We start from the raw sequence: 21,519 nt of genomic DNA on the forward strand, positions 1-21,519 counted from the left end.
ACCGACACCGCGCGCCCGGCACCGGATTTGACGATCTTGCGATGATCGCCATGGTGGAGCCGACGAACCGTCAGGTCAACCTCGGGCGTACGTCGCCCCGCGGGACGCGGTCCGGGCGCCTCGGAAACCTGAGCGGCCACCGTTAGAGTTGCCGAAAACACGGCGGCGCGAGGAGTCGTAGGTGCGGCCAGTCGGCAGCAAGTATCTGCTTGAGGAAGCCCTCGGACGAGGGGCCACCGGCACCGTCTGGCGGGCCCGGGTGCGCGAGGACGTCGTGGTGCCCGGGATCGAGCCCGGGCGGCCGGTGGCGATCAAGATACTGCGCGAGGAACTGGCCGCCGACCCGGACGTGGTGATGCGCTTCCTGCGCGAGCGCTCGGTGCTGCTCCGGCTGACCCACCCGAACATCGTCCGGGTCCGTGACCTGGTGGTCGAGGGCGAGCTGCTGGCCCTGGTGATGGACCTGGTCGACGGCCCCGACCTGTTCCACTACCTGCGCGGCAACGGCCCGTTCAGCCCGATCGCCGGCTCCCTGCTGATGGCCCAGATTGCCGACGCGCTGGCCGTCAGCCACGCCGACGGCATCGTGCACCGCGACCTCAAGCCCGCCAACGTGCTGCTCGCCAGCACCAGCGTCGACGGCGCCGAGCAGATGCACCCGATGCTCACCGACTTCGGCATCGCCCGCCTCGCCGACTCCCCGGGCATCACCCGGACCCACGAGTTCGTCGGCACGCCCGCGTACGTCGCCCCCGAGTCCGCCGACGGCCGTCCGCAGACCTCCGCCGTGGACGTCTACGGTGCGGGGATCATGCTGTACGAGCTGGTCACCGGCCGGGCGCCGTTCCAGGGCGACAGCCCGATCGCGATCCTCCAGGCGCACCTCCAGCAGGACCCTGAGCGCCCGCGCACCATGCCCGAGCCGCTCTGGACGGTGGTCGAGCGCTGCCTGCGCAAGGACCCGGCCGAGCGGCCCGGCGCGGTCGCGCTGGCCAGGGCCCTGCGGGTGGTCGCGGCCGGTGTCGGCGTGCACGCCTCGCCGGCCCAGGCCGAGGCGGCCTTCGAGGTGGGGGCCCTGCTGCTGCCCGACCCGCGGCCGACGCCCGCGTACGTCGCGCCCACCGAGCCCGGGGTGCCGCTCTCCGCGCAGTTCGTCGACTCCGCCTTCGGTGGCGCCGATCCGACCCAGGTGCTGCCCTCGGGGCAGTACGACGCGGCGGCCGCCACCCAGTTGATGACCCCTCAGAGCGCGGCGGGCCGGACCGCACCGCCGCCGGTGCCGCCCGTCACGCCGCCGCCCGCGCCGGTGCAGCCGGAGCAGCCGCACCCCTGGCAGACCCAGCTCAGGGCCGCCCGGGACCGCAACCAGCAGACCGAGGTCGCCTACTTCGACCCCGCCGACTTCGGTGAGCCGCAGGTCGCACCGCAGCCCTACCAGGCCGGGCAGCAGCGGCCGCCGCAGGGCTACCAGCAGGCGCCCCCGCCGCAGCCGTACCAGCCCTACCGCCCGCAGCAGTCCGGGCCGCCGCAGCCCCCCGCCGGCCGCCGTCGGCCGCCGGTGGCCCCGGCGCCGTACCAGGCCCAGCAGCAGGCGTACCCGCCGCAGGGTTACCAGCAGGCGCCCCCGCCGCAGGGTTACCAGCAGGCGCCCCCGCCGCAGCCGTACCAGCAGGCCCCGGCCCCCACCCCGGCCCGCAGGCCCGAGCCCGCCCCGCCGCGCCGCCAGGAGCCGCCGGCCCCGCAGCAGCGCGAGCCCGAACCCGCCCGGGAGCCGCGCCGTCGTAGCCGGAACCGGATGTACATCCCGGGTCTGGGCTGTCTCAAGGGCTGCCTGATGGTGATCCTGGTGCTGGCGGTGGCCGCCGTCGCGCTGTGGAACTTCACCGACCTGCCGATCTGGTGGCAGAACGTCCAGGACTGGTTCAGCAAGGCCAGTGACTGGATCAGCAACCTGACGGGCAGTCAACAGTAGAGATTTGTCGACACTTCAGAATCTTTTCCTGTTCCGGGAGGGCGCACAGGGCCGTTCGGCGTCCCCCGAACGGCCGTCGGGCGCGTAGGTTGGTGGGCTGAAGCACCGACCTACCGAGCGCGCAGCGGTACCGCGCGCTCCCGCCGCCTACGGAGCACCAGCATTGGCACGCAAGATCGGCAGCCGGTACACCGTCCACCAGGTGATCGGCCGGGGGTCCGCCGGGACCGTCTGGCTCGGCGAGGGCCCGGACGGGCCGGTGGCAGTCAAGCTGCTGCGTGAGGACCTGGCCTCCGATCAGGTCCTCGTCGGGCGGTTCATCCAGGAGCGCACCGCGCTGATGAGCCTGGACCACCCCCGGGTGGTCGGGGTCCGCGACATGGTGATGGACGGCGACGACCTGGCCCTGGTGATGGAGCTGGTGCAGGGCGCCGACCTGCGCTCCCGGCTGGACCGGGACGGCCCGCTGACCCCGATGGCCGCCGTCTCGGTGATCGCCGACGTGGCCGACGGCCTGGCCGCCGCCCACGCCGCCGGGATCGTGCACCGGGACGTGAAGCCGGAGAACGTCATGCTCGACCTGGCCGCCCCGGCCGGCCCGGGCGGCGCCCCGCGCGCCAAGCTCACCGACTTCGGCATCGCCCGCCTGGTGGACGCCCCGCGCCGGACCAGGGCGACCAGGATCATCGGCACACCCGACTACCTGGCCCCCGAGATCATCGAGGGCCTGGAGCCGCGCGCCGCCGTCGACATCTACGCGCTGGCCACCGTGCTGTACGAGCTGCTGACCGGCTTCACCCCGTTCGGCGGCGGCCACACCGGCGCGGTGCTGCGCCGGCACGTCACCGAGACCGTCCCGCCGATCCCGGGGCTCCCCGACGGACTGTCCCGGATCATCGGCGAGTGCCTGGCCAAGGCCCCGGCCTCCCGGCTGCGCGCCGCCGAGCTGGCCGAGCGGCTGCGCGAGCAGCTGCCGTACCTCGCCGGGCTCCCCGCGCACGTGCCGCCGCAGGGCAAGGCGCCGGTCGAGGAGCTGATCACCCCGGGCGAGGCGGTCTACGCCGAGGCGGACACCGGCCCCGGCACCCACCGGCGCCGTCGCGGCCCGGCCGTCCCGCTGGTACCGGCGCCCTCGCCCGACTCCACCCGGGACACCCACACCAGCCTGCGCCGCCCGTCCGCCCAGGAGCTGGCCTCCTACGCGGCCGAGTCCCAGGCCCAGCGCCGGGAGGCGGCGGCCCCGGCGGCCGGTCACCGGAAGGGGCGCTCGGCGCTGGTCCGGCGCCGCAGGCTGTACGCGGTGCTGCTCGCCGTGGTGCTGCTGCTGGCCGGTGCGGCGGCCGCGTACTCGGCCTTCGCGGCCTCGTCCCCCGGTACCCGCTCCGGGGCGTCCGCTCCGTGGTCGACCGACCCGGCTGCGGATACCCATGCACGGTCGGTGGCCCGGAGCCATTAGGCTGGTGGCGTGGCAGCCGTCGATCCTTCCGAAGCGCTCAAGTCCCTCGAAACGACCATGGGGTCGATCGAGGCCGTCCTCGACCTGGACAAGATCCGGGCCGACATCGCCGCCCTCGAAGAGGAGGCGGCCGCCCCGAACCTGTGGGACGACCTGGCGAACGCGCAGCAGGTCACCAGCCGGCTCTCCTTCCTCCAGGGCGAGCTGCGCAAGGTGCAGACCCTGCGCGGCCGGGTGGACGACCTCTCCATCATGTTCGAGCTGGCCGAGGACGAGGACGACGCGGACACCCTCACCGAGGCGCTGGCCGAGCTGACCTCGGTGCAGAAGGCGGTCGAGGAGCTCGAGGTCCGCACCCTGCTCTCCGGCGAGTACGACTCCCGCGAGGCCCTGGTCAACATCCGGGCCGAGGCCGGTGGCGTGGACGCCGCCGACTTCGCCGAGCAGCTGATGCGGATGTACCTCCGCTGGGCCGAGCGGCACGGGTACCCGACCGAGGTGTACGACACCTCGTACGCCGAAGAGGCCGGCATCAAGTCCGCGACCTTCACCGTGAAGGTGCCGTACGCCTACGGCACGCTCTCGGTCGAGCAGGGCACCCACCGCCTGGTCCGGATCTCGCCGTTCGACAACCAGGGCCGCCGTCAGACGTCCTTCGCGGGCGTCGAGGTGCTCCCCGTGGTCGAGCAGTCCGACCACGTCGACATCGACGAGGGCGAGCTGCGGATCGACGTCTACCGCGCCTCCGGCCCCGGCGGCCAGGGCGTCAACACCACCGACTCGGCGGTCCGGATCACCCACCTGCCGACCGGCACCGTGGTCTCCTGCCAGAACGAGCGCTCGCAGATTCAGAACAAGGCCTCGGCGATGAACGTCCTCCAGGCCAAGCTCCTCGAGCTGCGCCGGCAGGAGGAGAAGGCCGCGATGAACGCGCTCAAGGACGGCGGCAGCTCCTGGGGCAACCAGATGCGCTCGTACGTCCTGCACCCGTACCAGATGGTCAAGGACCTCCGGACGGAGTTCGAGGTCGGCAACCCGCAGTCGGTGCTGGACGGGGACATCGACGGCTTCATCGAGGCCGGCATCCGCTGGCGGAAGCAGCGCGAAACGGCATCGTGACGCGCGGATGCCGGCCTCGATGAAGGTCGAGCAGAGCATCGAGGCCGGGATCCGCCGGCGGAAGCAGCGCGAGACCGCCGCGTAGGCGCAACGGCATACGAAAGGGCCCCGGGAAGTCCCGGGGCCCTTTCGCGTGTCCTGGGTCAGGCCAGGGCCTGTCGGGCGATCAGGGCCACGGCCAGCAGGCCGACCAGCAACGCGAGCAGCGTGGCGGGTGTCAGCGCGGCGAACGGGCCCTGTTGCCCCTGCAGCCGGGCTCGGTTGGCGCGGCAGACCGGGCACCGGCCGTCACTCACGCGGCCGTTGCAGTTGGCGCACACCAGATGGTCGCACGTCATGCGATCTCCTCCTTGCTGCTTACAGCAACGCGCCGGGCGGGCTTCCGGTTCCTTCGGATGCCCCGTACGGCCGCTCTCTGCTACCACTGTGCCAGGTTCCGGTCGATCCGGCCCGTGCGTGGGGCCGGTCGACCGCTCAACCGCAAGCAGAGCTGTGACATGGCTCGCATTTATCCGGTCAAATCGGAACATTGGCCACCAATTCTCAGGCCGGCAGCGCGGCCGGGCCTGCGGGCCCGGAGCTGCTTCGCGTATGGTCCGAGACCGGAGAAGTGGCAGCCGGCCACTTCCGCCGCCGCTCCCGGTCCGTCGCGGGAGCGGAACCGACCGAGGAACGGTGCCGTCCGGCCAGCCCTCCGGAGCCCGAAGTAACGATCGGGTCACGGAAGTTCGGCCGATGCGGTCGCCATTCCACCTAGGATGGCCCCCGTGATGCAGCCGTGATCAGATTCGACAACGTCTCCAAGACCTATCCCAAGCAGAACCGTCCGGCCCTGGACAACGTCTCGCTGGAGATCGAGAAGGGCGAGTTCGTCTTCCTGGTCGGGTCATCCGGCTCGGGCAAGTCGACCTTTCTCCGGCTCTGCCTGCGCGAGGAGCGGCCGAGCGTCGGCGAGGTGCACGTCCTGGGCAAGGACCTCGGCAAGCTGTCCAACTGGAAGGTGCCGCACATGCGCCGCCAGCTGGGCACCGTCTTCCAGGACTTCCGCCTGCTGCCGAACAAGACGGTGGCGCAGAACGTCGCCTTCGCCCTCGAGGTGATCGGCAAGCCGAAGAGCGCCATCAACAAGGTCGTTCCCGAGGTGCTCGACCTGGTCGGCCTCGGTGGCAAGGAGGACCGGATGCCCGGTGAGCTCTCGGGTGGTGAGCAGCAGCGCGTGGCGATCGCCCGCGCCTTCGTGAACCGTCCGATGCTGCTGATCGCCGACGAGCCGACCGGAAACCTCGACCCGCAGAACTCGGTCGGCATCATGAAGCTGCTCGACCGGATCAACCGCACCGGCACCACGGTCCTGATGGCGACCCACGACCAGGCCATCGTCGACCAGATGCGCAAGCGGGTGATCGAGCTCGACAAGGGGCTGCTGGTCCGCGACCAGGCCCGCGGCGTCTACGGCTACCAGCACTGAGCCCTGACGCCCCGTCCGCCTGCCCGCCCCACCCGCAATGACCCTGGAGTGAGACAAAGCCATGCGCGCCCAGTTCGTACTGTCCGAGATCGGCGTCGGTCTCCGTCGCAACCTGACCATGACCATCGCGGTCGTCATCAGCGTTGCGCTGTCGCTCGCCCTGGCCGGAGCCAGCCTGCTGGTGCGTGACCAGGTCAACTCGATGAAGGACTTCTGGTACGACAAGGTCGAGGTGAGCATCTACTTCTGCACCAAGGCCGACACCAAGTCGGCCCAGTGTGCGGCGGGTGCCGCCACCGACCAGCAGATCGCCGACGTGAAGGCGAAGCTGGAGAAGATGCCGCTGGTGCAGAACTTCACCTTCGAGAGCTCCGCCGAGGCGTTCAAGCACTGGAAGGACATGGACCCGAACAACGCGCTGATCGCCGCGGTGGGTGCGGACGCACTGCCGCAGTCCTGGCGGGTGAAGCTGGTGGACCCGACCAAGTACGACGTCATGCAGAGCGCCTTCGCGGGTCTACCGGGCGTCAAATCGGTGCAGGACCAGAAGAAGATCCTGGAGAACCTGTTCGGGCTGTTGAACGGTCTGCAGACGGCCGCGTTCGTGATCATGGTGTTGATGCTGTTCGTTGCGCTCCTCCTGATCGTCAACACCGTCCGGGTGTCGGCGTTCAGCCGACGGCGTGAGACCGGCATCATGCGCCTGGTCGGTGCTTCGAACTTCTACGTCCAGATGCCGTTCATCGCCGAGGCCGCGTTCGCCGCACTGCTGGGGGCCGCGCTGGCCTCCGGGCTGTTGGTCGCCGGGCACTTCTTCGTGCAGGGCTTCCTGGCCAAGAAGGTGGAGTTCATCCACTTCATCGGGCTCTCCTCGGTGCTGTCGGTGATCCCGCTGCTGATCGTGGTCGGTATGGGGATGGCCGCGATCGCGGCGTTCTTCACCCTGCGGAAGTACCTCAAGGTCTGACGTCGGGCCAGGGACCGCGCCTAGACTCCGGTGCCATGCCGGTGACGCTGCGCAGTGGGGTACGCCAGGGGGCCGTGCTCTCGCTGGTGTTCGGCGCCGTGCTGCTCGGCGGTGCGATGACCGGCGCCTGGAGCGAGCCCCCGGAGTTCGCTCAACTCGCCACCTCCTCGGACGCGCTGGGCGGCCGCCCGCTGGCCGGGGCCGACCTCTCCCGGCAGCAGGCCGAGCAACTGCTGGCCGGGGGCGGCGATCCGTGGGCCGCGTACTACAGCCGGGAGGCGTACACCGACTTCACCCAGGGCCGGTACGCGGGCGTGGGCCTCTCGGTCCTCCGCGCGCCGGACGGGGCCACCACGGTGGCCCAGGTGACTCCGGCGGGGCCGGCCGATCAGGCCGGGATCGCGGTCGGGGAGCGGCTGTTGCGGATCGACGGCGTCCCGGCCGACCGGCTGCCGATCACCGAGGTGGTGGCCGGGCTGCGCGGCGCGGCCGGTTCGACGGTCGCCCTGGCGCTGGGCCGCCCCGGCGGCCCGGAGCGTGAACTGACCCTGCACCGGGCTGAACTGGCGGCCCGTGACGTGACGGTGGACCAGCCGCGCCCGGGCGTCGTCCGGATCGCGGTGCACGGCTTCACGGCCGGGGTGGCCGAGCAGGTCAGAGCGGCCGTCCAGGGCGCCCACGGGGTGCTGCTCGATCTGCGCGGCAACTCCGGCGGGTTGGTCGACGAGGCCGCCGCCACCGCCGCGCTGTTCCTGGACGGCGGCCCGGTCGGCTCCTACCTGGAGCACGGCGAGCGGCGCGAACTCACCGCAGCCCCCGGCGGCGACACCGTCACCCCGCTGGTGGTGCTGGTGGACGGCGGCACCATGAGCGCCGCCGAACTGCTGGCCGGAGCGCTCCAGGACCGCAGCCGCGCCGTCCTGGTCGGCTCCCGCACCTTCGGCAAGGGCACCGTCCAGCAGCCCAGCCGGCTGGCCGACGGCGCGGTGCTGGAACTGACCGTGGGCCGCTACTTCACCCCGGCCGGCCGCTCCCCGGACGGCACCGGCCTGACCCCGGACGTCCCCCGCCCGCCCGGCGCCACCCCGGCCGACACCGTCGGACTCGCCGACACCGTGCTCTCGGGGCTGGGCGGCAGGTAGCCCGGGTGCGGGCGGGGCGGGTGCCCGCCTCTGTGGGGGTGGCGCTGCCGGGGACGGTCCCGTACGAGCCCTCGGCGTGCCGCACCCAGCGGTAAAGGGGCTGCCGATGGGTCCTCCGAGGTGCGACAATGATCGGCGCTATGGCTAAAGAAACCGGGAAGAAGCTGATCGCGCAGAACAAGAAGGCGCGACACGAGTACACCATCCTCGACACGTACGAATGCGGCCTGGTGCTGACCGGCACCGAGGTCAAGTCGCTCCGCGAGGGGCGGGCCAACCTGGTGGACGGCTACGCCTACGTCCAGCAGCGCGAGGTGTGGATCGACAACGTGTTCATCCCCGAGTACGCCCAGGGGACCTGGACCAACCACTCGGCGCGGCGCAAGCGCAAGCTGCTGCTGCACCGGATGGAGATCCACAAGATCGAGTCGAAGACCAAGGAGACCGGCCACACCCTGGTGCCGCTCTCGCTGTACTTCAAGGACGGCCGAGTGAAGCTGGAGCTGGCCCTCGCGGTCGGCAAGAAGCTGCACGACAAGCGGCAGACCCTGCGCGAGAAGCAGGACCGCCGTGAGACGGACCGGGCGGTCGCGGCGGTCCGCCGCCGCCAGCAGGGTTAATCTGCTTGGCCAGGGCCGGTCGCTGCGCGTAGTATGGCTCAAGCACCACCCCGGAGGGTCCGCCCGCCGGAGCGTTGTTTCTCAACAAAACATGGGGATGATCGGTTTCGACAGGGGAAGTCGAAACAGGAGAAGCGAGCCGAGGAACGCGGCAATGATCTCGTTAACCATCTGCCGCAAAACAATAATCGCCAACTCTAAGCGCGATGCCCAGCAGTTCGCTCTCGCTGCCTAAGCGAAAGTGAACGGGTGTCAGACCGGGGAGTTCCCGACCCGGACCCTGGCATAATTTAGGGAACTCAACCCGCCACCCCGGTCACGGGGGTCGGTGGGGAAACCAAACAGTGACTGGGCCTGTTGGCGGCTTGTCCGCGTGACTGCCAGGGCCGAGAAAATCACAGCGGACTGCGCTCGGAGAAGTCCTGAATCCACTCCACTGGACCCGGGTTCGATTCCCGGCATCTCCACCACCCCATGTGTATCGAAGGCCACCCTCCCCACCGGAGGGTGGCCTTCGTGCTTGCCGGGCGCCGACCGGTCGGGGCCCGGCCGGTCAGGCGGTCCGGGTCAGCTCTGCAGGTGCCACTGCTGGTTCGCGCCGCCCGAGCAGGCCCACAGCTGGAGCTTCGTACCGTTGGCCGTGGCCACGCCGGTGGCGTCGAGGCACAGCCCCGACTGGACTCCGGTGATGGTGCCGTTGGCGTTGAGGTTCCACTGCTGGTTCGTCTGCCCGTTGCAGTCCCAGATCACCACGGCGGTGCCGTTCACGGTGCCCTTGCCGGAGGCGTCCAGGCACTTGGTGCCGAAGACCGTGAGCTGCTTGCCCGCGGTGTTCGTCCAGCGCTGGTTGGTGGCGCCGTTGCAGTCCCACAGCTGGGCCTGGGTGCCGTTGGCCGTGGCGGAGCCGCTGATGTCGACGCACCGGCCGGACTGCTGCCCGACCAGCTGCTGCCCGCTGGGCGGGGGAGTGGTGCCCGACTCGAACTGGGAGAAGAACTTCCACACCTCGCCCGAGGTCCAGGTGCGCCAGCCGTCACCGGTCGAGCCGTCGATGGGGCCGGGGTCGTGGCCCGCTCCGTCGAAGGCCGCCCAGACCACGGGATACCCGGACCGGCAGCCGGAGTAGGTTGTGACGATGTGGGTCAGGCTGCCGTTGGCCGGCTCCGGCGGGTTCTGCGGGGTGCAGCCGTTGTTCCTGACGAAGGTGTCGCGGAGCGAGCGTCCCAGCGAGATCGGCAGCACGTTGTCGCGGAGGCCGTGCAGCCCCATGTACGCGACCGGCTGCGTTCCCCCGGCGCACCCGCTGAGGTTGGCGCCGGAGTAGACCGCGACCGCCCGGAAGAGGGTCGGCCGGGCGCAGGCGAGCGCGTACGACATGGCGCCGCCGTAGCTGAAGCCGGCCGAGAACAGCTGGGTGCCGTCGATGCACAGCCCCGACTCGAGCTGCCGGGTCAGGTCGTCGACGAGGGTCACGTCCTGGCCGTTGCTGTTGGCCCAGCCGTTGTCGAAGCCCTGGGGGGCGACGAAGATCGTGCCGTTGTTGGCGGCGTCCGCCAGCCGCCGGAGGCCGTAGTAGGACCAGTTGTAGCCGTCGGTCCCGCCCGAGTCGACCTCGCTCGCGGTGCCGCCGCGCCAGTGGAAGCCGAAGACCAGTCGGTAGGGGCGGTTGCTGTCGTAACCGGTGGGGAGCCTGAGGATGTAGCTGCGGTTCTGGCCGCTGCTCTGGATCGTGTGGGCGCCGCTGCTCAGCGCCGGAGCCTTGCCGCAGCCGGCCGTCGGTGCGGCGGCGGTGACGGCGGCCGGGGCGGCCGCACCGACGGCCGCCGGTGCGGCGAGGGCGGTGGCCGGGGCGGGAGTCCGGCTCTGTGCGGTGCCGGCGGCTCCCAGCACGAGGAGCGCGGCGGCCGTGACCGAGGCCAGTAAGGATCGGTGCTTCATCTGTTCGTCCTTCGCTGTGGGGGTGGGACGCCGACACGGCGCAGCGATGACCGGTCAGGAGGGCATCAGCCCACGGGGGTTCTGACGTTCACGCAGTTCTCCTGGCGGGGGTGGCAGCCAAGTGCGACACGCACAAGTCGTGTGAGCGTTAACACGCCGCCCGGGGTGGGAGGGGCGGCGTTCTCGTCGGAATGACGGCAGCGTGCTCCTCGGTGCATGCGGTGTCAACCCTTCTCGCAGTGATCCGGTTCGTCGGCGCCGGGACGGGTAGGGAGTCGGGGTCGCACCTCGTCCGCTGTGCAGGGGCCGCGCCCTCACAACGCCGACGTCCGGCGGGTGAGAGGACGGTTCCTCGGGCGTCACAGGCCACAACGAGGGCGAAATCACCGCCTCCTAACGTCAGTTGGCACAGGGCACCGGCAGGCAAGGGGAGCGCGATGAGCACCGACACGGCAGCGCAGGGCAGAGCGGGCGGCCACTGGATCCAGGAGTGGCAGCCGGAGGACGCCGGATTCTGGGAGCGGACAGGGCGGAAGGTGGCCAACCGCAACCTGCTGTTCTCGGTCGTCTCCGAGCACGTCGGCTTCTCGATCTGGAGCCTCTGGTCGGTGATGGTCCTCTTCATGGGACCGAAGTACGGCGTGGACCCGGCCGGCAAGTTCTTCCTGGTCGCGGTGCCCACCCTGGTCGGCGCGTTCGTCCGGATCCCGTACACCGTCGCGGTGGCCAGGTTCGGTGGCCGGAACTGGACCATCGTCTCGGCGCTCCTGCTGCTGCTGCCGACCCTGGCGGCCGCCTGGGTGATGCACCCGGGCACCTCGTACACCACGTTCATGCTGGTCGCGGCGCTGACCGGGCTCGGCGGCGGCAACTTCGCCTCCTCGATGACCAACATCAACGCCTTCTTCCCGCAGCACCGCAAGGGCTGGGCGCTCGGCCTGAACGCGGGCGGCGGCAACATCGGCGTGCCGGTGATCCAGCTGGTGGCGCTCGGCGTGATCACCTGGGCCGGGGCGACCCACCCGAGGCTGGTGCTGGGCATCTACCTGCCGCTGATCGTGGTCGCGGCGACCTGCGCGGCGCTCTTCATGGACAACCTGGCGCCGATGCGGAGCGACACCGGTGCGCTGGCCGAGATCGTGAAGCAGAAGCACACCTGGCTGATGTCCGTCCTCTACATCGGCACCTTCGGCTCCTTCATCGGTTTCAGCTTCGCCTTCGGTCTGGTGCTGCAGAACCAGTTCGGCCGCACCCCGCTGCAGGCCGCTCAGCTGACCTTCGTCGGCCCGCTGCTCGGCTCGGTGATCCGCCCGGTCGGCGGCTGGCTGGCGGACCGGCTCGGCGGGGCCCGGATCACCCTGTGGAACTTCGCCGCGATGGCGGCCGCCGCCGGGCTGGTCACGTACGCCTCGTCGATCCGGTCGCTGCCGGTCTTCCTGACCGGCTTCATCGCCCTGTTCGTCTTCGCCGGTCTGGGCAACGGCTCCACCTACAAGATGATCCCGGTGATCTTCGAGGCCAAGGCGCAGGACCGGATCGCCCAGCTCGGCGACACCGTCGAGCAGGCTGCCGCCTGGTCCCGCCGGATGTCCGGCGCGGCGGTGGGCGTGATCGGGGCGGTCGGTGCGCTCGGCGGACTGTTCATCAACCTGGCCTTCCGCCAGTCCTTCCTGGTGGCCAAGACCGGTACCCCGGCCTTCGTCTCCTTCCTGGCGGCGTACGCGGTCTGCTTCGCGCTCACCTGGGTGGTGTACCTCCGCCGTCCGAGTGCGGCCCCTGGTGAGACCGCGCCGAGCCCGGCGCTGGCCCGCGCCTGAGCGTCCCTCGGACCGGCCGTCCAGTCCCTGGACGGCCGGTCCGACCTGCGAAACAAGCCGGAAATCGGACCGACCCCGCTGCGACACCGCCAGGGGAGAGGATTTCCGTCCACCCACCCTTCCGGCCGGCCGCAGCCGGGAGGCGCGCACCACCGAAGGACCGAGAGCCATGGACGATCTGACGAGCAGTCGCCCCACCGACCGCGCCGAACCGGTACCGCCACTGGCCGGCTTCACCATCGGCATCACCGCCGCCCGCCGGGCGGACGAACTCGCCGCCCTGCTCCAGCGCCGGGGCGCCACCGTCCTGCGGGCCGCCGCCCTGCGGATCGTGCCGCTCACCGACGACACCGAACTGCTCGCCGCCACCCGCGCGTTGGTCGCCGACCCGCCGGACATCGCGGTGGCCACCACCGGCATCGGCTTCCGGGGCTGGATCGAGGCCGCCGAGGGCTGGGGGCTCGGCGACGACCTGATCGACCGCCTGGGCAAGGCCGTGGTGCTCGCACGTGGCCCCAAGGCCAAGGGCGCGATCCGGGCCGCCGGGCTGCGGGAGGAGTGGTCGCCCGAGTCGGAGTCCTCGGTCGAGGTGCTGGAACGCCTGCTGGAACAGGGCGTGGACGGGCGGCGGATCGCCGTCCAGCTGCACGGCGCCCCGCTGCGGGACTTCGTCGAGTCGCTGAAGGCGGCCGGCGCGGAGGTCGTGGAGGTCCCGGTCTACCGCTGGCTGCCGCCCGCCGACCTCGCCCCGCTGGACCGGCTGCTGGACGCCTGCTGCGCGGGTGCCCTGGACGCGGTCACCTTCACCAGCGCACCCGCCGCCATCAGCCTGCTCGACCGGGCCGAACAGCGCGGCCTGACGGCCGAGTTGCTGCACGCGCTGCGCCGCGACGTCCTGCCGGTCTGCGTCGGCCCGGTGACGGCGGCCCCGCTGGAGGAGCTGGACGTCGCGACGGTCTGGCCGGAGCGGATGCGGCTCGGAGCGATGGTGCAGATGCTCACCGCGCAGCTGCCGGGCCGGGCGCGCCGGCTCTCGGTGGCCGGACACCTGCTGGAACTGCGCGGTCAGGCCGTGCTGGTGGACGGCGGGCTGCGGCCCGTACCGCCCGCCGGGATGGCACTGCTGCGGGCGCTGGCGAAGCGGCCGGGGTGGGTGGTGCCGCGGGCCGAGCTGCTGCGGGCGTTGCCGGGGAGCGGGAACGACGAGCACGCGGTGGAGACGGCGATGGCGCGGTTGCGCTCCGCGCTGGGTGCTCCGCGGCTGGTCGCCACCGTCGTCAAGCGGGGGTACCGGCTGGCGCTCGATCCGGTGGCCGATCCGGGGGAGAAGTACGGCGCGGCGTAGGTGTCGGCAGGGGCTCGGCAGTGCACGGTCGGCGGGTCGGGGATCGGAGTCCCGGGCCCCTGGCGGCGCACGTCCGCCCGAGTCCGCGCCGGTGCATGGCCGAGCGCGGTGCGCAGGGCGTAGGATCATCCGTCCGTCTCTTTTCCGAGGTCCTTCGCCGCACCCCCCGAGGCCATGCACAGCAGCTCTGACTCAGACACCATCCGCGACCGCGAGATCGCGGGCGAACAGCGCCATCTCGACACGGTGTACCACCGGTTGGAGGAGAAGCTCGCCGAGGCCGAGTACATCCTGGAGGACGCCGCCAAGCGCGTGCAGGTCGGTACGCCCGGCGCGCTCGCCGAGCGTGACGCCCAGGTGTACCGCGCGGGCGCGCACCTGAACCGGTTGAACAGCGAGTTCGAGGACTTCCTGTTCGGCCGGATCGACCTCCAACAGGCCGATGCTCCCGAGGAGCACGGCATCCCGTCGCAGACCCCGCTCGACCCGGCCGACCCGGCCGTCGCCGAGACGCTGCACATCGGGCGGCTCGGCGTGCTCGACGCCGAGTTCGGGCCGCTGGTGATCGACTGGCGGGCGCCGGCCGCCGCGCCGTTCTACCGGTCCACACCGCTGGAGCCGGGCCGGGTGATCCGACGGCGCGTCATCCGGTCGAAGGGTCGCAAGGTGCTCGGGGTCGAGGACGACCTGCTGCGCCCCGACCTGACGCCGACCCTGGACGGCCAGGAGCTGGCGGTGGTCGGCGACGGTGCGCTGATGGCCTCGCTCGGCCGGGCCCGCAGCCACTCGATGCGGGACATCGTCTCCTCGATCCAGCGCGAGCAGGACGAGGTGATCCGGGCCCCCGCGCCGGGCGCCACCCTGGTCACCGGCGGCCCCGGCACCGGGAAGACGGCGGTCGCGCTGCACCGCGCCGCGTTCCTGCTCTACCAGGACCGCCGCCGGTACGCGGGCGGCATCCTGGTGGTGAGCCCGACGGCGCTGCTGGTCTCGTACACCGAGGGCGTGCTGCCCTCGCTGGGCGAGGAGGGCCAGGTCGCGATCCGGGCCGTCGGCAGCCTGGTGGACGGCATCGAGGCCGGCCGGTACGACACCCCCGAGGCCGCGCACGTGAAGGGCTCGGCCCGGATGGTGACGCTGCTGCGCCGGGCGGCCAAGGCGGCGCTGGAGCTGGGTGCGCCGACCGAGCTGAAGGTGTTCGCCCGGGGCGAGGCGCTCCGGCTGGACGCCAACAGGCTGCGCGCCGTGCGCGGCAACGTGATCGGCAGCGGCGGCACACCGCTCAACCTGCTGCGCCCGCGGGCCCGGCGGCTGCTGCTGGACGCACTCTGGCAGGAGGCGATCAGGCACCAGCCGCGCCCGAGCGACCACTACGCCAGGGAGCAGCGCCAGGAGGAGAAGGAGGCGTTCGACGAGTACGTCTCCGACGAGGCGGTCTTCCTGGACTTCCTGGACGCCTGGTGGCCCTCCCTGACGCCCCGTCAGGTGCTGGCCACCCTCAAGCAGCCCCGGCACACCAACCGGATCGCCCGTCGGGCCGTCACGCCGGAGGAGGCGCGCCTGCTGGCCGCGTCATGGAGCGGGCTGACCGACCGTGGCGAGGGCCCGCTCTCGGTGCACGACGTGGCGATGGTGGACGAGCTGCAGCTGCTGCTCGGCGAGTCGGCCAGACGGGTGGTCCGCGAGGTGGACGCCGTCGACCTGCTGACCGGCCTGGAGGAGGTCACCACCTACGCGGACCGTTCGGCCCGGCAGCGTGACCGGGTGCCGGTCGAGCGGGTCGAGTACGCGCACGTGATCGTGGACGAGGCCCAGGACCTCACCCCGATGCAGTGGCGGATGGTCGGCCGGCGCTCCCGGATGGCGACCTGGACCATCGTCGGCGACCCGGCGCAGTCCTCCTGGCCGTTCCCGCAGGAGGCGCAGGCGGCGATGGACGAGGTGCTGGCGGGCAAGCCGCGCCGTCGGCACACGCTGACCGTCAACTACCGCAACCCGTCCGAGATCGCCGAGGTGGCGGCCAAGGTGCTGGCGCTGGCCGCGCCCGGCACCCCCTCGCCGTCGGCGGTCCGCTCGACCGGTCTGGCGCCGCGCTTCGCGGCGGTGGAGTCGGCCGACCCGGCCGACTTCGCGGCGGCCGCCCGGGCCGAGCTGACCAAGCTGCTGGCCGAGGTGGACGGCACGGTCGCGGTGGTGGTCCCGATGGACCGCAGGGTCGAGGCGGCCGGCTGGATCGAGGGTCTGGGCGAGCGGGCGGTGGCGCTCGGCAGCCTGGAGGCCAAGGGCCTGGAGTACGACGCCACGGTGGTGGCCGACCCGGTCGGCATCGCGGGCGAGTCCGAGGCGGGGCTGCGGGTGCTGTACGTGGCGCTGACCCGGGCGACCCAGCGGCTGACCGTGCTCTCCGGCCCCGACGACCTGCCGGACGCGGACGGGGTGCCGGCGCTGCTGCGCTGACGGACCGACACGGAGAAGGCCCCTCACCGGTGGTGAGGGGCCTTCCGACGTTATGACACCGACCCGCCATGCTCGCCTCGCGGCAAGTGGTCGCTCGTAGCGACGAAGGTTGGGCCCGGGGGCTTGGATCGAGCCGGTGCCTTGTCCAATGTAACGCATCGCCCGTGAAGGGCAAGAAACCTTGTCGAGTCCGGACACTCAATGAACGTTATTTCTGGCAGGCCCTTGGTTGGTGCGACGATCGAGGTCTAGCATGCCCAAGGCGTGAGATTTTCAACAAAGTGTTGATCTCAAGACGTGGATCCAGGAAGAAGGACGTCGATGGCGACGGTGCCCAGTGTCTCGAACTCGATCACGGTGCGGCTGGAGGTCCCGGCCACCGGCAACGCGGTGAGCTCGATCACCACCGCGGTCGAGTCCTCCGGCGGTTCGGTCACCGGTCTCGACGTCACCGCCTCCGGCCTCGAGGCGCTCCGGATCGACGTGACGGTGGCCGCCTCCTCGGTGGCGCACGGCGAGGAGATCGTCGAGAAGCTGCGCGCGATCGACGGCGTGGCGATCGGCCGGGTCTCGGACCGTACCTTCCTGATGCACCTCGGCGGCAAGATCGAGATGTCCTCGAAGCTGCCGATCCGCAACCGTGACGACCTCAGCATGATCTACACCCCGGGCGTGGCCCGGGTCTGCATGGCGATCGCCGAGAACCCCGAGGACGCCCGCCGCCTGACCATCAAGCGCAACAGCGTCGCGGTGGTCACCGACGGCTCCGCCGTGCTCGGCCTGGGCAACATCGGCCCGATGGCCGCCCTGCCGGTGATGGAGGGCAAGGCCGCGCTGTTCAAGCGGTTCGCCAACATCGACGCCTGGCCGATCTGCCTGGACACCCAGGACGCCGACGAGATCGTCGCGATCGTCAAGGCGATCGCCCCCGGCTTCGCGGGCATCAACCTGGAGGACATCTCCGCGCCGCGCTGCTTCGAGATCGAGGCCCGGCTGCGCGAGGCGCTGGACATCCCGGTCTTCCACGACGACCAGCACGGCACCGCGATCGTGGTGCTCGCCGCGCTGACCAACGCGCTGCGGGTGGTCGGCAAGGAGATCTCCGAGATCCGGGTGGTGATGTCGGGCGCCGGCGCCGCCGGTACCGCGATCCTCAAGCTGCTGCTGGCGGCCGGTGTCGAGCACGCCACCGTGGCCGACGTCAGCGGTGTGGTGCACAGCGGCCGGGAGGACCTGAACGACTCGCTGCGCTGGATCGCCGAGCACACCAACCGCTCCGGCCGTACCGGCACGCTCAAGGACGCGGTGGCCGGCGCGGACGTCTTCATCGGCGTCTCGGCCCCCAACCTGCTGGACGGCGACGACCTGGCCACCATGGCCGAGAACGCGATCGTCTTCGCGCTGGCTAACCCGGACCCGGAGGTCGACCCGGCGGTGGCCCGTCAGACCGCCGCGGTGGTGGCCACCGGCCGCAGCGACTTCCCGAACCAGATCAACAACGTGCTGGTCTTCCCCGGCGTGTTCCGTGGCCTGCTGGACGCGCAGAGCCACACCGTCAACACCGAGATGATGATCGCCGCCGCCCGGGCGCTGGCCACCACGGTCGCCGACGACCAGCTGAACGCCAACTACATCATCCCCAGCGTCTTCCACCCCGACGTGGCCAAGACCGTGGCGGCAGCCGTCCGGGAGGCCGCCCTGGCGGCCCGTGGCGGCGCCGAACCCGCCCCCGGCAGGCCCACCCCCGGCATCGTCGGCACGCTCGACACCGCGGCTTTCCCGGTCGTTCGGCTCTAGGTCGCACGGCTGCCCGGGAGCGTCCGGACGCTCGGACAAAAGCCCGGTCGCCGGCCCTACCCATCGGCACACGCCCCGAACCCTTGCGACACAAGGGGAAGGGGCGTGTTTGGGCTTGTCGGTGCCAGGGCGTACGGTAGCCCTGCACGGGGCAGGCGTGTCCGACAAGTACGGAACGTCCCCCTGGGCTCCCGGCGTGTCCTCCGGACCGTCGCCCGATCCGGTCCGCCGGAGCCGACGGAGTGTCACAACTCCGGTGGGCGGGCGCTGTTCGGGTCAACCGCGCCGGGGTCCGATTGGCTTTCTCAGTGCCGGTCGGGGCAGGATTCGTACCCAGGCAGTGCGGTTTGAGGCGCTTCGGGGTGCAAGCCCGACCCCTGACCAACCCTCGCCTGAATGAGCACAGTGTGCGGACCAGCGGCCCGTCCGGCCGCCTCCAGAACGTGGGGGCCCCGGGAGGGACGACCGATGGGCCCCCCGCACACCGCAACGCGAACAGACCACAGGAGTACACATGAACCGCAGTGAGCTGGTGGCCGCTCTGTCGGAGCGCGCCGAGGTGACCCGCAAGGACGCCGACGCTGTTCTGGCCGCCTTCGCCGAGGTTGTCGGTGAGGTCGTCGCCAAGGGCGACGAGAAGGTCACCATCCCCGGCTTCCTGACCTTCGAGCGCACCCACCGTGCCGCTCGTACGGCCCGTAACCCGCAGACCGGCGACCCGATCCAGATCCCGGCCGGTTTCAGCGCCAAGGTCAGCGCTGGTTCGAAGCTGAAGGAAGCTGCCAAGGGCAAGTAGTCCCGAAGCAGCCGTAGACGACCGTGGCCGGTCTCCCCTCGGGGAGACCGGCCACGGTCGTCTACGGCTGCGGATCAGATGCCGACCAGGTTCTCGCTGGGCAGCTCGACCTGGGCACCGAGGTCGCGGAGCTTCTCCATGAAGTTCTCGTAGCCCCGGTTGATCAGGTCGATGCCGTGCACGGTCGAGGTGCCCTCGGCCGCCAGCGCCGCGATCAGGTACGAGAACCCGCCGCGCAGGTCGGGGATGACGAGCTCGCCGCCGATCAGCTTGGACGGGCCCGAGACCACCGCGGAGTGCTGGAAGTTGCGGGCGCCGAAGCGGCAGGGGGTGCCGCCCAGGCACTCGCTGTAGAGCTGGATGTGCGCGCCCATCTGGTTCAGCGCGCCGGTGAAGCCGAGCCGGGACTCGTACACCGTCTCGTGCACGATGGAGAGGCCGTCGGCCTGGGTCAGCGCGACCACCAGCGGCTGCTGCCAGTCGGTCTGGAAGCCGGGGTGCACGTCGGTCTCCAGGGCGATCGCCTTGAGCTCGCCGCCCGGGTGCCAGAACCGGATGCCCTCGTCGTCGATCTCGAAGGCGCCGCCGACCTTCCTGAAGGTGTTCAGGAAGGTCATCATCGGGATCTGGTCGGCGCCGCGGACGTAGATGTCGCCCTTGGTGGCCAGCGCCGCGCAGGCCCAGGAGGCCGCTTCCAGCCGGTCCGGCAGGGCGCGGTGGGTGTAGCCGCCCAGCTCGTCCACGCCGGTGATCAGGATGGTCCGGTCGGTGCCCAGCGAGATGATCGCGCCCATCTTCTGCAGCACGCAGATCAGGTCGACGATCTCCGGCTCGACGGCCGCGTTGCGCAGCTCGGTGACGCCCTCGGCGAGCACCGCGGTGAGCAGCACCTGCTCGGTCGCGCCGACCGACGGGTAGGGCAGCTCGATCTTGGTGCCCTGCAGCCGCTGGGCCGCCACCAGGTAGGTGCCCTGCGGGTGCTTCTCGATGGTCGCGCCGAACTGGCGGAGCACCTCGAAGTGGAAGTCCACGGGTCGGCCGCCGATGTCGCAGCCGCCCAGGCCCGGGATGAAGGCGTGGCCGAGGCGGTGCAGCAGCGGGCCGCAGAACAGGATCGGGATCCGCGAGGAGCCCGCGTGCGCGTCGATGTCGGCGACGTTGGCGCTCTCCACGTGCGAGGGGTCGAGGATCAGCTCGCCCTCCTCGTCACCGGTGCGCACCGTCACGCCGTGCAGCTGCAGCAGGCCGCGGACCACCTTGACGTCGCGGATGTCCGGAACGTTGCGCAGTCTGCTGGGGCCCGTGCCGAGCAGGGCGGCGACCATGGCCTTGGGGACCAGGTTCTTCGCACCACGGACCCGGATCTCGCCTTCGAGCGGGTTTCCGCCGTGGACCAGCAGGACGTCGTCGGTCATCGTTCTCGCAATCCGGGATGCCATAGGGGGGTGAGTCGGCTGCGGAGCAGGGCAGACGCAAGTGGAAGGATCTTCCACCGGAGTAGAAGGCCCTTCCACCACCTATAGATGGTAAGGGGAGGACGGTTGGTTCCCTTGCGCCCTACTCGTGATCATGCTCTCCCGGGGGCCGACACGGCGGCGCGGTACGTCCGTTCGGGTGGTACCGGACCCGGCGCGGCTTTCGTGTTGGACTCCCGGGCGGGGCCCGACTGCGGGATCATGTGGGCATGACCCCGGCCTCCTCGAACACCGGCCGACTCCTGGTCGCCACGCCGGTGCTCGCCGACCCGAACTTCGCCCGCTCCGTGGTCCTGCTGCTGGACCACGACGCCCAGGGCGCGCTCGGCGTCGTGCTCAACCACCCCACCCCGATCGAGGTGGCGGCGGTGCTGGACGGCTGGTCAGAGCTGGCCGGCCGCCCGGCGGTCCTGTTCCAGGGCGGCCCGGTCGGCCTGGATTCGGCCCTCGCGGTCGCCGTGGTCCCCGGCGAACCCGGCCAGGCCGAGCCGCTCGGCTGGCGCCGCCTGCACGGCGCGATCGGGCTGGTCGACCTGGAGGCCCCGCCCGAGCTGCTGGCCGGGGAACTGGGCGGTCTGCGGGTCTTCGCCGGGTACGCCGGCTGGTCGCCCGGGCAGCTGGAGGCGGAGTTGGCGGAGGGCGCCTGGTACCTGGTGGACTGTGAGCCAGGTGACATCTTCTGCCCGGAGCCGGAGCGCCTCTGGCGCGCGGTGCTGCGCCGCCAGCGCGGCCCGCTCGCGGTGCTGGCGACGTACCCGGACGACCCGAGCCTCAACTGACACGGCCCCGGGCCTCACTTGACACGGGCCCCGGGCCTCGACCGACACGGGCTCCCGCCGTGGCGCCGGGCCCCATAGACTTGGCCCCCATGAGCACTCTTGAGCCCGAGCGCGGTCTCGGTACCGGCACCCTGGTCGAGCCCGTCCCCCAGGTCTCCAACGGCGACGGCGACCACGAGCGCTTCGCGCACTACGTCCAGAAGGACAAGATCATGGAGAGCGCGCTCTCCGGCTCTCCCGTGGTCGCGCTCTGCGGCAAGGTCTGGGTCCCCGGGCGCGACCCGAAGAAGTACCCGGTCTGCCCGATGTGCAAGGAGATCTTCGACGGCATCGGCAAGCCGCAGGGCGGGGACGACGACAAGAAGTAGACC

The 21,519-nt window shown here is 71.3% G+C and carries 17 protein-coding genes and 1 other RNA gene; 15 read left to right on the top strand and 3 right to left on the bottom strand.

The features are described from left to right. Positions 1 to 181 precede the first annotated feature (181 nt). The 3 genes from ACKUU6_RS20745 to prfB all read left to right on the top strand — a co-directional run bounded on the left by ACKUU6_RS20745 (position 182) and on the right by prfB (position 4,547). Positions 182 to 1,972 (top strand): serine/threonine-protein kinase, encoded by a 1,791-nt coding sequence (locus ACKUU6_RS20745; protein ID WP_407990059.1) that lies wholly within the window; start codon positions 182 to 184, stop codon positions 1,970 to 1,972. 163 nt (positions 1,973 to 2,135) lie between these two features. Further along, the gene (locus ACKUU6_RS20750; RefSeq protein WP_407990060.1) at positions 2,136 to 3,428 is read left to right on the top strand and encodes a serine/threonine-protein kinase; all 1,293 of its coding nucleotides are present in this window, start codon (positions 2,136 to 2,138) and stop codon (positions 3,426 to 3,428) included. Between the two features lie 9 nt (positions 3,429 to 3,437). After that, a complete protein-coding gene (gene prfB / locus ACKUU6_RS20755) occupies positions 3,438 to 4,547 on the top strand; it encodes a peptide chain release factor 2 (RefSeq protein WP_407990061.1) in 1,110 nt (369 codons plus the stop codon). Between the two features lie 143 nt (positions 4,548 to 4,690). Here prfB and ACKUU6_RS20760 read toward each other — a convergent pair whose 3' ends face one another. Further along, entirely contained in the window at positions 4,691 to 4,885 is a 195-nt protein-coding gene (locus ACKUU6_RS20760; RefSeq protein ID WP_184919057.1) for a hypothetical protein, read from the bottom strand. A 440-nt stretch (positions 4,886 to 5,325) separates the two neighbouring features. Here ACKUU6_RS20760 and ftsE point away from each other — a divergent pair, with 440 nt between their 5' ends. The 5 genes from ftsE (at position 5,326) to ssrA (ending at position 9,214) form a co-directional block, all read left to right on the top strand. Continuing rightward, positions 5,326 to 6,015 carry a cell division ATP-binding protein FtsE gene (ftsE, locus tag ACKUU6_RS20765; RefSeq protein ID WP_184919059.1) on the top strand — a complete coding sequence of 230 codons (690 nt, stop codon included), beginning with the start codon at positions 5,326 to 5,328 and terminating at the stop codon, positions 6,013 to 6,015. 61 nt (positions 6,016 to 6,076) lie between these two features. Continuing rightward, positions 6,077 to 6,982 (top strand): permease-like cell division protein FtsX, encoded by a 906-nt coding sequence (ftsX, locus tag ACKUU6_RS20770; protein WP_407990062.1) that lies wholly within the window; start codon positions 6,077 to 6,079, stop codon positions 6,980 to 6,982. A gap of 35 nt (positions 6,983 to 7,017) precedes the next feature. Continuing rightward, on the top strand, positions 7,018 to 8,124 hold the full coding sequence (locus ACKUU6_RS20775; RefSeq protein ID WP_407990063.1) for a S41 family peptidase: 1,107 nt from the start codon (positions 7,018 to 7,020) through the stop codon (positions 8,122 to 8,124). Positions 8,125 to 8,264: 140 nt separating this feature from the next. Continuing rightward, positions 8,265 to 8,744, top strand: coding sequence for an SsrA-binding protein SmpB (smpB, locus tag ACKUU6_RS20780; protein ID WP_407990064.1), 480 nt, complete (start codon positions 8,265 to 8,267; stop codon positions 8,742 to 8,744). Between the two features lie 93 nt (positions 8,745 to 8,837). After that, positions 8,838 to 9,214, top strand: a transfer-messenger RNA (tmRNA) gene (gene ssrA / locus ACKUU6_RS20785). A 97-nt stretch (positions 9,215 to 9,311) separates the two neighbouring features. Here the strand turns inward: ssrA and ACKUU6_RS20790 are convergent. Beyond that, complete coding sequence (locus ACKUU6_RS20790; RefSeq protein ID WP_407990065.1) at positions 9,312 to 10,682, bottom strand: ricin-type beta-trefoil lectin domain protein; 1,371 nt, start codon at positions 10,680 to 10,682, stop codon at positions 9,312 to 9,314. Positions 10,683 to 11,119: 437 nt separating this feature from the next. On the opposite strand from ACKUU6_RS20790, the gene ACKUU6_RS20795 reads away from it, so the two are divergent. The 5 genes from ACKUU6_RS20795 to ACKUU6_RS20815 all read left to right on the top strand — a co-directional run bounded on the left by ACKUU6_RS20795 (position 11,120) and on the right by ACKUU6_RS20815 (position 18,894). Further along, positions 11,120 to 12,499 carry a nitrate/nitrite transporter gene (locus tag ACKUU6_RS20795; protein ID WP_407990066.1) on the top strand — a complete coding sequence of 460 codons (1,380 nt, stop codon included), beginning with the start codon at positions 11,120 to 11,122 and terminating at the stop codon, positions 12,497 to 12,499. Positions 12,500 to 12,668: 169 nt separating this feature from the next. Continuing rightward, complete coding sequence (locus tag ACKUU6_RS20800; RefSeq protein ID WP_407990067.1) at positions 12,669 to 13,844, top strand: uroporphyrinogen-III synthase; 1,176 nt, start codon at positions 12,669 to 12,671, stop codon at positions 13,842 to 13,844. Positions 13,845 to 14,018: 174 nt separating this feature from the next. Then, a complete protein-coding gene (locus ACKUU6_RS20805; protein ID WP_407990068.1) occupies positions 14,019 to 16,301 on the top strand; it encodes a HelD family protein in 2,283 nt (760 codons plus the stop codon). Between the two features lie 321 nt (positions 16,302 to 16,622). Beyond that, complete coding sequence (locus tag ACKUU6_RS20810) at positions 16,623 to 18,098, top strand: NAD-dependent malic enzyme (RefSeq protein ID WP_407990069.1); 1,476 nt, start codon at positions 16,623 to 16,625, stop codon at positions 18,096 to 18,098. 514 nt (positions 18,099 to 18,612) lie between these two features. Continuing rightward, positions 18,613 to 18,894, top strand: coding sequence for an HU family DNA-binding protein (locus ACKUU6_RS20815; RefSeq protein WP_057237508.1), 282 nt, complete (start codon positions 18,613 to 18,615; stop codon positions 18,892 to 18,894). 74 nt (positions 18,895 to 18,968) lie between these two features. Here ACKUU6_RS20815 and murA read toward each other — a convergent pair whose 3' ends face one another. After that, positions 18,969 to 20,309, bottom strand: a complete 1,341-nt coding sequence (murA, locus tag ACKUU6_RS20820; protein WP_407990070.1) for a UDP-N-acetylglucosamine 1-carboxyvinyltransferase — start codon at positions 20,307 to 20,309, stop codon at positions 18,969 to 18,971. A gap of 269 nt (positions 20,310 to 20,578) precedes the next feature. Between murA and ACKUU6_RS20825 the strand changes: the two genes are divergently transcribed. Together ACKUU6_RS20825 and ACKUU6_RS20830 are read left to right on the top strand one after the other, a co-directional pair. Beyond that, positions 20,579 to 21,148 (top strand): YqgE/AlgH family protein, encoded by a 570-nt coding sequence (locus ACKUU6_RS20825; protein WP_407990071.1) that lies wholly within the window; start codon positions 20,579 to 20,581, stop codon positions 21,146 to 21,148. Between the two features lie 89 nt (positions 21,149 to 21,237). Then, positions 21,238 to 21,516 (top strand): DUF3039 domain-containing protein, encoded by a 279-nt coding sequence (locus tag ACKUU6_RS20830; RefSeq protein ID WP_407990072.1) that lies wholly within the window; start codon positions 21,238 to 21,240, stop codon positions 21,514 to 21,516. Positions 21,517 to 21,519 lie beyond the last annotated feature (3 nt).

It is taken from the genome of Kitasatospora sp. CMC57 (assembly GCF_045866025.2).
Classification (GTDB): domain Bacteria; phylum Actinomycetota; class Actinomycetes; order Streptomycetales; family Streptomycetaceae; genus Kitasatospora.